The organism is Motilimonas pumila (assembly GCF_003596335.1).
In the GTDB taxonomy this organism is placed as follows: Bacteria; Pseudomonadota; Gammaproteobacteria; order Enterobacterales; family CBDFNC01; genus Motilimonas; species Motilimonas pumila.
The window spans coordinates 26478-39607 of record NZ_QZCH01000009.1 but is presented as its reverse complement, the minus strand read 5'-3'; the positions used below and the strand labels follow the sequence as shown (position 1 = coordinate 39607).

10 protein-coding genes are annotated in these 13130 nt (G+C 45.3%); 4 read left to right on the top strand and 6 right to left on the bottom strand.

Going from position 1 to position 13130, the window contains the following annotated elements; genetic code table 11:
- Positions 1 to 30: 30 nt before the first annotated feature.
- Both pabB and D1Z90_RS08590 read left to right on the top strand, forming a co-directional pair.
- Positions 31 to 1425 (top strand): aminodeoxychorismate synthase component I, encoded by a 1395-nt coding sequence (pabB, locus tag D1Z90_RS08595; RefSeq protein ID WP_119910347.1) that lies wholly within the window; start codon positions 31 to 33, stop codon positions 1423 to 1425.
- Complete coding sequence (locus D1Z90_RS08590) at positions 1409 to 1978, top strand: CoA pyrophosphatase (protein ID WP_158587089.1); 570 nt, start codon at positions 1409 to 1411, stop codon at positions 1976 to 1978. Before pabB ends, D1Z90_RS08590 begins: the two co-directional genes overlap by 17 nt.
- A gap of 22 nt (positions 1979 to 2000) precedes the next feature.
- On the opposite strand, the gene D1Z90_RS08585 is transcribed toward D1Z90_RS08590, so the two are convergent.
- Entirely contained in the window at positions 2001 to 2792 is a 792-nt protein-coding gene (locus D1Z90_RS08585) for a substrate-binding periplasmic protein (protein WP_158587088.1), read from the bottom strand.
- Positions 2793 to 2807: 15 nt separating this feature from the next.
- Positions 2808 to 3782 (bottom strand): HTH-type transcriptional regulator CysB, encoded by a 975-nt coding sequence (gene cysB / locus D1Z90_RS08580; RefSeq protein WP_119910344.1) that lies wholly within the window; start codon positions 3780 to 3782, stop codon positions 2808 to 2810.
- Between the two features lie 133 nt (positions 3783 to 3915).
- Here cysB and D1Z90_RS08575 point away from each other — a divergent pair, with 133 nt between their 5' ends.
- Together D1Z90_RS08575 and D1Z90_RS08570 are read left to right on the top strand one after the other, a co-directional pair.
- Complete coding sequence (locus D1Z90_RS08575; RefSeq protein WP_119910343.1) at positions 3916 to 4605, top strand: sensor histidine kinase; 690 nt, start codon at positions 3916 to 3918, stop codon at positions 4603 to 4605.
- Between the two features lie 86 nt (positions 4606 to 4691).
- On the top strand, positions 4692 to 5447 hold the full coding sequence (locus D1Z90_RS08570) for a DNA repair protein (protein ID WP_232525225.1): 756 nt from the start codon (positions 4692 to 4694) through the stop codon (positions 5445 to 5447).
- 69 nt (positions 5448 to 5516) lie between these two features.
- Here the strand turns inward: D1Z90_RS08570 and D1Z90_RS08565 are convergent, their stop codons facing one another.
- The 4 genes from D1Z90_RS08565 to mukF are packed head-to-tail and all read right to left on the bottom strand — an operon-like array spanning position 5517 to position 13023.
- On the bottom strand, positions 5517 to 6449 hold the full coding sequence (locus D1Z90_RS08565) for a hypothetical protein (protein ID WP_119910341.1): 933 nt from the start codon (positions 6447 to 6449) through the stop codon (positions 5517 to 5519).
- A 24-nt stretch (positions 6450 to 6473) separates the two neighbouring features.
- On the bottom strand, positions 6474 to 10913 hold the full coding sequence (gene mukB, locus D1Z90_RS08560; protein ID WP_119910340.1) for a chromosome partition protein MukB: 4440 nt from the start codon (positions 10911 to 10913) through the stop codon (positions 6474 to 6476).
- Position 10914: 1 nt separating this feature from the next.
- Complete coding sequence (mukE, locus tag D1Z90_RS08555; protein ID WP_119910339.1) at positions 10915 to 11640, bottom strand: chromosome partition protein MukE; 726 nt, start codon at positions 11638 to 11640, stop codon at positions 10915 to 10917.
- A 33-nt stretch (positions 11641 to 11673) separates the two neighbouring features.
- Positions 11674 to 13023, bottom strand: a complete 1350-nt coding sequence (gene mukF / locus D1Z90_RS08550) for a chromosome partition protein MukF (RefSeq protein ID WP_119910338.1) — start codon at positions 13021 to 13023, stop codon at positions 11674 to 11676.
- Between the last annotated feature and the right edge of the window lie 107 nt (positions 13024 to 13130).

The window sequence follows — 13130 nt, the reverse complement described above, 5'->3', positions numbered from 1 at the left end:
GTTAAAAAAACTCTGCTACGGTTCGAATAAATGTCGATTGTTATTAACAAAACCTTGCCTTTTAGCCAACAAAGCCTGCAAATTATCCAATCTCAATTAGCGGCATTAGAGTGGTCAGTACTAATGGGCTGCCCGAGCCAACATCAAGACAGTCAATTTGAGATTTTCACGGCGAACCCTATTGCGACGATTACCACTTTTGGCCAAAACTCAGAAGTTCGTCAGGTCGTTGAGGGCCAATGGCAAACGCGCCGCAGTAAAGAAGATCCTTTGACCTTAGTAAAAGCACTGCGTCATGCGGTTTTGCCCGATGTAAACCAACAATCGCTGCCTTTTTACGGCGGCGTACTAGGGGCGTTTAGCTACGACTTAGGGCGACGCTTTGAAACCCTTCCACAACAAGCAGAGCACGATATAGCCATGCCAGATATGGCGGTTGGCATCTATGATTGGGCATTATTGCATGACTTACGCAGCCATCAATTAACCTTGGTCACGATTGGCGAGCAATGCCAACAAAAAGCCCAACAAATCGAGACCTGGTTGCATCAACTAGTGCAACAAGGCACAACAGGATCGCCATTTAGTTTAACCACGCCTTGGCTGTCTAATATGGACAAAGCCAGTTATGCCAATAAATTTCAATCCGTGAAAGATTACTTACTCAGCGGTGATTGCTACCAAGTTAATTTAGCCCAGCGCTTTTCGGCGCAATATACTGGTGATGAATTTGAAGCCTATCAACGATTACTCAATCAAAACCAAGCGCCCTTTTCGTGTTTTATGCGTTTACCCTCTGGTTGTATATTGTCAATTTCTCCAGAACGATTTTTAAAACTCGAGCAAGGAAACATTGAAACAAAGCCCATAAAAGGCACTCGACCCCGTTCAAAAGTTCCGAGTGAAGATCACGCCTTGAAACTGTCACTGCAACAAGCAGAAAAAGACCAAGCCGAGAATTTGATGATTGTGGATTTGTTACGCAATGATATTGGTAGGGTGAGCAAACCTGGTAGCGTCGCCGTACCAAGCCTGTTTGACATTGAAAGTTTCCCCGCGGTGCATCACCTAGTTAGCACTGTCACCGGGCAGCTTGATAGCGCTTATGAAGCAGAGGATTTATTGCGAGCATGCTTTCCAGGCGGCTCGATCACTGGCGCCCCGAAAATCCGTGCGATGGAAATTATCGACCAGCTTGAGCCTCATCAACGCAGCTTTTACTGTGGCAGCTTAGGTTACATCAGTGCCAATGGCAATATGGATACTAACATTGCTATCCGCACGCTAGTTTGCCACCAAGGTCAAGTCCATTGCTGGGTTGGCGGGGGGTTAGTTGCAGACTCGCTTGTGGACGATGAATACCAAGAAACCTTTGATAAAGTTAGTAAAATTTTGCCGGTACTTGCCGATGAACCACCTCACTAGTCGTTATCGCTTACACCTTAATCAAGCCATTGATGATCCTGCACAAAATCAACGATGGCAGCAAGCAGCAAGGCAGTCTGCCGTTTTAGTTGGCTTAGTAAAAAACGGCCAACAGTGGCAAATTCTCCTGACTCAGCGTGCTTTTCATTTACGCCACCACGGCGGACAAATTGCGTTTCCAGGGGGGAAGCTTGAACCCAGTGATGCCTCACTGACGGCAACAGCTTTGCGAGAAAGCGAAGAAGAGATTCAGTTAAAGCAGCAATATATCCAAGTATTGGGAAATTTACCGCCTTTCTATACCGCTACCGGGTTTGAAGTCACTCCCGTTGTCGCGACGCTCAGTCAGGGTTTTCAATTAGTCCCAGACCGCAATGAAGTAGCAGACATTTTCTTTATGCCACTGCAGCACGCGATGCAAAACAGGCACCACAGTAAGCATAAAATGCATTATGGCCCGCAACGTATCACCTGGATACCCTATCAAGGAAAGCTGATTTGGGGAGCAACAGCAGCCATTATCGATAGCTTATGCCGACAGGTTAGCCTGTAACAAACAGGTTTTATGTTTGGGCTCAATGTTGCGATATACCAAAATACTTCAACTTTAGCGCTGAAATTTCGCCATTACGGAACATGGTTAATAAGCCCTCTCTCAATTTTTGTTTGAGTTCTTCGTTAGCATAATATTTTGAAATACCTAAATAGAGTGCAACGTGAGAATTAGGCACATATTGCGCTTTTTTTATCTTATGCCATAACTTCAGATCCGAGATTTCGTAATCGACCTGACAATCTGTGCCCACCATTACCGCGATGCGGCCCTTCGCCAACATGTTGATGAGTTGTCGCTCAGTCGCAAGGCCTTTTTTAAAAATTTGTTGATCACTGTCAAAGGGCTCAAAATATGCTGAATCAATAACATAGCCAACACTGTGGTGGTATAAATCGTCGTAACTCTCAATGTCGTAGTCACTGTGTTTGGGAATGTAGAAAGCAGGATTGCAATAAAAATAGGCCGGTTTCACATAGTCAATATACTGTGAACGCTCAAAAGTAAAAGCCAGTCCGGACATCATATTCACTTGACCATATTCCATGCGTTTTAACGCCCTCGCCCAAGGAAACCGCTGCACACTAAAATCAATACCTGTGTGTTTTGACAAACCGTGTAGCAATTCTATATCAAAGCCCGTGAATTGGTTTTGTTGGGTTAAAATACGAAATGGGGGCCATTGGTCGGTGGCAACAGACAAATTTTGCCTGGCAGACAGAGAGTGAGAAAATAATGTCAAAAAGATACCAGCAACAGCGCGAGAGATAATCTGGCGCCGTCGCTGAATTGATGAAACAGGCACACGAGTCATCAGCCTGTTCATTGGCTATTTCACAGGCAGTTGTATGTCTTTGAACATATTTTCGATCTCTACATTGCTTTTCAGCATGGTCGCTTTATCAACGACATCTCGGGTGAGGTGAGGCGCGAACCGCTCCATAAAATCATACATATAGCCACGAAGAAAAGTGCCTTTGCGAAAGCCAATACTGGTGGTACTGGAATCAAATAAGTGGCTCGCATCAAGCACCACAAGATCGTCATCTTGGTCTTTATCGATTGCCATGGTGGCAATTACGCCAACACCAATGCCTAAGCGTACATAGGTTTTAATGACGTCAGCATCGGTGGCGGTAAACACAATCTTTGGCTGTAAACCGGCGGCGTTGAAAGCGGCATCAAGCTCTGAGCGCCCTGTAAAACCAAAAATGTAAGTGACCAGTGGAAATTGTGCCACATCCTCCACCGAAATTTTTGACTTACTCGCCAAGGGGTGATTTTTCGGCACCACTACGCTGCGATTCCAATGATAACAAGGTAGCATCACTAAATCGTGATACAAATGTAATGCTTCGGTGGCGATGGCAAAATCCGCGGTGCCTTTGGCAACTGCTTCACTGATTTGTGAAGGCGTCCCCTGGTGCATATGCAAGGACACCTTAGGGTAGCGCTGGATAAAGCCTTTAATGACGTCTGGTAAGGCGTAGCGAGCCTGCGTATGAGTGGTAGAGATATTTAGGTTACCTTCATCGGGGTGAGTATGTTGGCTCGCCACCGATTTAATGCTTTCCACCTTGCCAAGGATCTCCGCTGAAATGCGGATGATATCTTTACCCGCAGGGGTCACTTGAGTGAGGTGTTTGCCACTTCGCTCAAAGATTTGTACCCCCAACTCATCTTCCAACATCCGCACTTGCTTGCTGATGCCCGGTTGAGACGTATACAAACTTTCAGCCGTTGCTGATACGTTTAAACTATGATTAAGCACTTCGACAATATATCTCAGCTGTTGCAACTTCATGAATTCACCATGCGACCTGATATTATTCTGCTAATTTTAATCTACAAAGGGAAAGAGACTTTTTTAACTTTACCGCAAAGATAGCAAAAGGTAAGCTGAAAGCCGTTAATTTTAGTCAATTTTATGGTGTTTTATGGCCCAAGATGACAATTTAGACTTCGCTGCGGTACTTGTTACCGCAGTACACGACATGAAAAACTCATTGTTCATGTTACTGCAGTCAATTGAAACCTTGGCGGCAGACATCGAAGACACATCCCCAGAAAAATCCAAACAAATTGCGACTTTACACTACGAAGCCTCGCGCTTAAACAGCGGCTTAATGCAATTGCTTGCACTTTATCGCTATGAAAAACAAAAGTTGCCTATCAATATTTCAGAGCAATTTGTGTTTGAACTATTAGAAGAGCAAATAACACGCAATCAAACTTTGTCTGAAAACAAAAAAATAGACATTCATTTAAACGTTGATCCTGACCTTACCTGGTACATGGATACTGAGCTTATTACCTATTTAATGAATGATATTCTTGTGAATTCATTACGTTACACTAAAGACAAAATCAAAATATCGGCTAAAATTCATAATATGCAGCTGGAAATCCTGGTTGAAGACAATGGTCCTGGCTACCCAGAACAGATGTTACAATTAGGGGAAAACGAATTGGCAGATTTTGATTCTACCCGAGGACGAACCGGGCTTGGTTTATTCTTGGCGAAGAAGATCGCTTCGGCCCACCAGATAAATGACAATACAGGTCACATATCTTTAAAAAATGGCGGTGAGTTGGGCGGCAGTCAGTTTATGCTTACCTTACCATGACTTATTCATACTTTATGATGGGTGTTGCCACTTATTTAACCACGACACTTATTTAACCACGAACTGAGGGATGTATGGTTCTTCCTTTGATACTTTTATTAGCCGGTGTTTTACTTTTTCTGATCATTGGTTACAACATAATCCAACAATACAAACAAAAAGTAGAAGCTGAAAAGCGCGCTACCATAGTTAAACAAAAGGCCATCATTACTGAAACCGATGAAATGCTGCTACAAGCATCTCGAATCCCGTTTAGTAAAGAATTACTGATCATCTTGCATAATCGTATTCTCGACGCGTTGACGTCGATCCAACAAGTCGATCCTGGACTGAAACAAGTTAATCAAAGGATCAAGGACATAAATGGCCAGTTAACTCAAATCGCTCAGAATTATACTCAACCTTCAGATGCCAGCCTACGCATGCCGGACAACGACAAACAAGCGGTTATGATGCTTCAAGTGGTCAAAAAAATCCGTGCTATCGTGCGCTCAGAGCACTCAAAAGGTAAAGTGCAAACACCTATCTTTGTGGCTGAAAACCGCCGTTTAGAACTCATGCAATTAAAAATTAATATTGAGAATGCCCTCACCCGTGCCAACGGCGCAAAACTGAATCGCCAATTTGGTACCTCTAAGCAATTGTTAGATAAAGCGATTGAAACGTTAAACTCGCTGCCAGACCGCGACGAATACCTGCAATCTAAGCTAGAACAAATGATGCAAATGAAACAGGATTTACTGAAGCAGCTTAAACAAGCCAGTGATTCTGATTTAAAAGAGCGTCAAGACAAAGAAGTCGACGAATTAGACGTACTCTTTCAACCCAAGAAGAAATGGTAAACTCCATTCGCCTGCAGCGTTCAGTTGCAGGCAACACTGCCCCTTTGCTCTAGCCTTTGTCGCTGAAACCTACAAACAATAAATCAATACTTCTTGCTCTAACCATAACTCATTTTCGATTAATGGCGCTAACCGTGCAGCCAACTCAGGCGACAATGTACTCAGCTGCCAGGCTGATTTACCCGAGTCTGCGACCGGTTTGGCGTAAAACCTAATAGCTTGCTTAAAATGTCTTGGTATCAGCGGTTTACAGGGCCTTCCTGTGTCTACTGCTAATTGCTTAGCTTGGTTAATACTGTCTTGGGCCAAATCGGCAAAGTGGTACCACTTGATACTGGCTGGCAATAATTTGAGAAAGTCATGGGCCAGTGCCGATTGCTCATCTGGGCAATACAAATAAATACATTGTGGCTTCATTGGCATTTCGATAAATGCACCAAGTTGCTGCACAGTGATCACGTATTGAAAGTCGGTGTTTGCTGGCAAAACTTTGCTGATGCCCATTAACATACGTTGACTAAGTGCCACTTCATTGGAGAGTTTCAACATGGCGCTTAGGTCCAATAAACTGCCGTCAGTTAAATACAAGCTAAAAGCCGTTTCCGCTCTTATTCTCAGTATGTCGTCGGTGCTGGCAGTCAATTGCGTATCCGCTAACAATGCTTGTGTAGCTTGGCTTAACGAGCTGAGCCTATCCCGCTGTAACAATGAAGCGATCACTTGTTGGTTAACAATGGCAGGCAGCGCTATATGCAAACTGAGTAGGTCGGCCTCAGGATCATCATGCTCTACGGTAGTGGCCTGTTGCATTTGCTGCCTGAAGTATTGCTTGCCTTGAGGAGTCAACGATACCCGGTCACCGCGGACAATGGCGAACAGTTTATGTTGTGAAAAGAGGTGTTTAAGGGGTTGTAAGGCGCTGTGATTCAATTGTATCTCAGCGCCTAACATAAGCTGGCGAGCGGCTTGTTGGATGTATTCGTTATCGAAAATTCCAGCCACCTCACCCTCACTTACGGACAAATATTAGACGGTTAATTCTACCTCTTGTTTACCATATCCAAAGCCGCGTAAACCAACAACGTGAACATGTTCATGATTTCCATGCGTTTTTCTGATCAACTTGTACGTTGTGCCGTTTTCTGGACTGATATTTTCAGGAGCTGCAATCACAAGCTGCATATTTTGCCTTTCACACAATTCAAACAAGGTATTGATTGAACGAGCATCGAGTCGTGCAGCTTCATCTAAGAATAGTAAACGACACGGTAAAATGTCACGGGCACGGAACCGACGCGACTCTTCTTCCCATGAATGCAATACCATCAATAAGATAGCTTGGCCAGTACCGATGGCTTCACCCGTTGATAAAGCACCACTTTCCGCTCTTAACCAGCCTTCAGTGCCACGGCACACCTCAATCTGCATCTCAAGGTAGTTACGATAATCCAACAAGGCTTCACCAAGCACTTGGTGACTGCGCTCACCTTGGTCGATGTGTGGATTTAAGCGCTGGAACAATTTCGCCATGGCTTCTGAGAAACTAAGCTCACTGTTACCAAACAAATCTTGGTGCTGAGAGCCCTGCTCTGCTAATGCATTAAGCAAAGAGGAATACGCCTCGCGCAAAGAAACATTCAATCTTACGCCCGCAACTTGACCAAAGGCGATGCTTTGTAAGCCTTGATTTAACGCCCGAATTCGGTTCTGTTCGCGTCGGATGGTGTTGTTTATCTTGCTCGCGACCTCATGGGCTGAAATAGACAAGTGACCTTCTCGTTGTTTCAACTCATCAGTGAGTCGCGCCAGTTCAATTTCCATTTCTTCGATCGCTTCAACAGGATCGTCACTGCGAATAATATCGTGTCGGATACGTTGTTTTAAATATTGATACACGGTCACATAAAACATGACCTTGCGCTCAGGTTGACGATTGTCTTCAGAAAAACGCAATGCATCCCTTAAGTCTTCATCATGTGCCACTGCAGCGCGTAAAGAGCCCAGCGCCTTATCAGACATTGACTTCAGCTCTTCCGCATCTAAATACGCCAATTCAGGTCGGTGCAAACGTCTCGCAACATCATTATCAGCGGCCAGCGTTTTCACTGTACTCCAACCCAGTTTGTGCTTCACTAATGCCGCTCGGGCTTGTTGGTATGTTTTACGTACCGCTTTTAGGCTAGCACCTAAGGTCGTGACTTCTTTCTTAGTGATCGTCAGATGGGCATCGCTGCTGGTACGCTTTTGTCTGGTTGCGACCAAGTCTTGTTGCAGATCCGCTTTTTTTGCCTTCGCCGTGCTTTCGCTGTCAGCGCTAATGGCCACGCCCAAGGCAGATAATTCGGTTTGGTTTTCTGTTAACGTTTGCAACTTGGCTTTTAACCCAGCATCAAGTGCTACCTTGGTTTGTTGTTCTTGGTTGAAACGCTCACGAGTTTGCTTTTCTGCACTGATCGCTTGCTGGCGTAAGGTATCAGCTTGAGCGAGTTTATTTTTCAGTTCATCGTTAATTTTACTGGTTTCACTTAATAACGATTGCGCGTCGCTGTAAGCAAAGTGGGCTAATCTTGCCTGCACCTGCTCGAGTGCATAGCTTTGCTGTTTAGTTTCGGTTAAAGCCATTTCCGCCTGCGTCACGCGAAGGCTTAACGCGTCAATGTCTGCGGGATCATGCTTGAGGTAATCGACCTGTTCAGCAAGAATGGCAAGCGCTTGCTGATGCTGTTTAAGGTACTGCTCAGCCTCTATTAACCCCTGCTGCTGTTGCTCTGCCTCTATCAGGCGTGAGGAGACCTCTTGATCAAATACAGTATCAGCAATCGGCTCAATTTGACCAAGCAGTCGTAGACTGTGCTTTAACTCATTAAGTTGATTGGCTAAGGTTTGTTGCTGGCCCTTACTTTGCTGATTTTGTTGAGCTAATGTTTTAGCCAGTCGTTGGTTTTCAGCAATGGCTGCTTGTGGATCCTCGGCAAAAGCGGCGGCGAGGTGGCTAGAAATGAAGTCATTAAATTGATTGTATAAGCGCAATAGCTTTTGCTGCTCAAACGACACAGTGCCAAACTCTTCAATAAGCTCATCTCGCGCCTTGTCACACTGCGCGATCCGCGCTTCACGAGCAGCGCGACCAAATAATGGCGTGGCAGGAAATGGTGAATAACGCACTTGACGCTGGTCAGTTCTGATCAGCAGGGCTTGGTCCAACTCTTGAGCATCGTTAAGCTGTTCATCAAAGGCATCAGGATCCCCTTGGATCAAATATAAATCTTCCGGGCATTCGCTTATTTCAGCCAACTTGGCTATCGCTTGGTCTAGGTCTCTGACAACCACGCCGTAACGTGCAGGGCCGTATAGCGCAGAGTAATAAGGGGCGTCTTCTAGCGGTATGTCGTCGTACACGTCGCTAAGCAATACGCCGCCGAGCTCAAACGCTATGCTGCTTAAGGTTTCATTTGCTTCGCCACCGGCATTTTGCAAACTGCGAATTTGAGCTTCGAGTTGTGACTTTTCTTCATTTAACACATCTTTTCGATGTTTGAGACTTTGTTCTTTCGCCAACGTTTGTTGCATCACTTGGCTAACGTCTGACGCACTGTTTAACGCTTGCTCACAGCTTTGCTCAAGCTTTTCTTTCTCGGTATTCGCCACTAGCCATTTAGGGGCAAATTCAGTCAGCGAACTGTTAGTTTGCTCCAGCGCGACTAAACGTTGTTTATTGGTGGCCAAGGTATCAACCAGCTCGGCTTGTTGCGCCTCCACCATTGCCAACTGTTCATTTAACGCGTCTTGCTGCGGCGCAATAGCATCCGAGTCAACCAAACTTAACGCGCTTAACTGTTGCAATTCAGCAATTAAGTCCTGGCCTTTTCTCTGCTGCTGAGCCTGGCGCTGCGCATCTTTTAGTGCGGTGTGGATGCTGTTGCGGTTATGTACTCTTGTTTGATATTGCTGGCGCTGTTGTAATGCTTGTTGAGCGTGTTCAAAGGCAGCTGAGCGGCTGACTTGCGGCACAATTTGTGCCACCGCATTAAACGCACCTTGATACTTTTCAAGCGCAGCATTCGCCAACGATAAGGCTTGTTTCGCGGCCAAGACTTGTTCCGTTAACTCGGCCTCTTTACGTTTTACTTGCTTTAACTCTTGATTAGCCAGCTCTGGAACCAGCTGCGGTGTCTGACACAGTGCTTGTGCCTGAGACAGCGCAGTAACGGCTTGATTATATTGAATTGCACGGGTTTGCTGGATATCCAGCGCCTGCTGGTAATCACTTAACTGGGTTTTAAGGGAGTCGACTTCCGCTTCGCTGAGCTGTTTTTTCTCCTCGCTTTCCAGTAACAGCATATTGGCTTCTTCGCACTTTTCTTGCTGCTCTTCAAGTTGTGCTTGAGTTAACTCAATATCTTGCTGGTATTGCGTTATCTTATTGCTTAACGCGACGCCTTGTAACACCCGCTGCAAAATATCGCTGGCGTGCTCTAACTCTTGTTCCAGCATCTCTTCTTTTTGCCCTAAATGGGTCAATTCATTTTGCAGAAAGAGGATCCGGTGTTGCTCTTCTTTTAATACTTGCTTGGTATGTTGCAGTTTTTCTCTTTGCCCGAGCGCGTCAGAGGATAAAGCTTGCTTTTGACCATTAAGGCGTACGTATTCAGCCGCCACGTAATGGGTGGTTTCAGTCAACAGGTTTTTGAACAGATCCCTGTCGGTTTGGGTTTGTTTAATGCGCTCTAAGGTGTATCGGTTTTCTTTTATCGCCGCTTCCATGTCTTGGAAAGCTTTACGTATACCGCTGTTTTCTGGCAATAAGTAATCTCTTAACGAGCGCGTAATCGTGCTGGAGATACCGCCGTAGAGGGAAGCTTCAATGAGACGGTAGAATTTACTACGATCTTTTTGATCGCGCATTTTCTTAGGAATCACACCCATCTCAAACAAAAAGTTATGGTACTCACTGATGGAGTTAAACTTTGCCACACGTGTGCCTTCAATGTCAGCAACCGCTTGGCGCAATTCATTCAATGGCCTTACTCTGGCTTGGCCAGTGGCAAGTGTTTCCAGTAACAACTCGGTAGGCTTGACCTCTGCTGGTAAGTCAACCACTGCAAAAGGCGTTATGTTCACTTTTTTATCACGGCCCGCTATCTGCTCTAAGTGAACGCCTAACCAAATTAATTGGTCATGAGAGTTTTTGACTTGCAATACGCTATAGCAAGGGCCGGATTTTAGCTTACCGTAAAGGCCTTTATCTCGAGAAGCATTTGAGCTGCCAGCTTCGGTAGTATTTCGAAAATGGAGCAAGCTTTGATCTGGGATCATGGCCGTGATAAACGCCGCCATAGTGGTGGATTTACCAGCCCCGTTACCGCCTGACAATGTCGTCACTAATTGGTCTAATTCGAAGGTTCTGGCAAAAAAACCATTCCAGTTGACCATGGTTAAAGAAAGAAACTTACCGCGGTTTGCCATGTTATACCTCTAGCCCTAATTGTTCTTCGTTGTCACTGTCTTGATTATTTTGCAAAGCATCAGCTTGGGGTAAATCCGCATCGTGCACGATGGCCTCGCCAGACTGAATTAACCTTAACTGCACTGCTCGCGGATCTTCATCGGTGCGCACATCGGCGCCAAATCGAAAGACAGACTCATTCAGTGAAAACTTTTCAACGCCAGCGATAAAGGTCAGCATGCCGAGCCTTTTCAACCGTCGTAAGCTGCCTTTCACCTTGTCTTTTAATTTTTGTTTATCAAGATCAGAACCACCGCTGCGCTGATTAACCATGCGCAACAGCTGTGTTTCATCGGCCAGATTCGACAACTCTTCAAGCAGTTCAAGCTGGGTAAAGACGCCTTCATTGGCCAGTCTCTCCGGGCTTAAGTACATGTAACACAGTACTTTACCGACCAGCATGTCTAACTCGCTTAGCATGCTGGTACCAATCAAGGCTGTCGATTTGGGCCGCAGGTAATAAAATCCTTCCGGCGCTTTTATTAGCTCGACTTGATAGCGGCGATAAAATAAATCCAAAGCATCATAAGCATCGGATAAAAACTGATGAAACTGAAAATCGTCACTACTGATATGACGGCCACTGCGAAGTAAGGCATCAATTTGGGGAAATAAAGGGTTGGCTATCGCTCTTGCTAAATCGCTCGGTAGATAGTCAGATGGCGCTTGAGCATCATGTAGCTGCATCAGCTAATCACTCCTAGAGTCAGTAATAACAAATTATTCTTCATATGTATCAATTGCATGGGCTTGTACTTTTGCGCCCGTTTGGTTAATGGGCTGCCACGGCGCCTGCATTCCTGTATGCTGAATTTCGGCGCTTGATAAACCCAATTTACACGCTTCATCTATCATTAATCTGGCAATATCAAAATGTTGCACGCTGGGGTAATCGGCCAGCATGTCACGCAATAAGTCGGCAATAGCCAGTGGCTTACCTTGTTGTTTGAGCTCATTTAATTGCAGCTCAATTCGTGCTGCCACCACATTTTGAATATCGACAAGCTCTTGATATTCCATTTCCTGAGGCAATTGGCCAGTGACTTCCTGCTCGTCCATCACTAAGGTTTCATCTCTGAGCTCCAGCAACTTGTCGTCTTGCGCTACTAGCAGACGCCAGTTATGTTCACTGAAATTTTGCACAGATTCGCGTAATCGTTGGCTAAAGGCACGGTTTTTATCCATATCAATGGAAGTACGGATAAATTTGTGAACGTGTCTGTCATAACGGGTCCACAAATCGATAGACTGTTGACCCCATGCAATAATGGCATCCAGCCTGGCCTGCAAGGTAAAAGTGAGATCTTCAATGTGATTAAGCGCGCTTTGACCATGCACCGTCTCTTGAATATTTAGCAAGCCTGATTGCAACTGATCGCCGGCTGAAGTCAGGGTGTCTTGCAATTCTTTTAGATGAGATCCCGTCTCAGATAATAGTTTTTCACAAGCCGAAATGGCCTGACTCCAATCTTGATGTAACAGTTTGGCAATATCGTCTTTCACACTCTGCTGCTGACTGTCCATCGCTCGCTGAGTTAAATCAATTCGCTCAAAGGTGTCTTCTACGGAATATTTAAGCACGCTAAACACCTGCTCTTCCCAATAGTTCTCATCGCCACCGTGTTGCGCAGCGTCAAACACCTTGTCTATCTCTGTCGCAACCCGCGTCAGTAATATGGATAACTTGACGTTGGTATAAGCTTTTTGTTCGACGTAAAAATTGACAATCCCGAGCGCTAACGGCGTGAGTCGATAAAGGCTTGACGTCTCGAGGGTATCGGCGCCAAAACGATTAAGCAGTTGCTGCCGACAAAACTCATTGATGGCGTTATTGGCCCGCTCTGTTTGAGTCTCATCTACCTGCTCAAAGATATCGCTCACCAAGCGAAACGCATCCTGCAGCTGAGCTTCAGAAAGTTCCGCAGCCACTTCTTGTTCGGCGACAGCAGCAATCGCAATCAAATAGGCAAGGCGGTCGCTGGGCAAAGACAAACTGAAATGCTCTTGTTGCACCCAACCGATCAACTCTGGGATATTCTTCTGTGAAACGGCTTCACTATTTATTGTCATGATATTCCTATTGTAACCGCGCCATCAGCGACCATTTTTGCGTCATAAAAATTGGCGCAATGTGGCTGATAGTGTGACAACCAGGTTTTAATTCGTTACCTGTATCA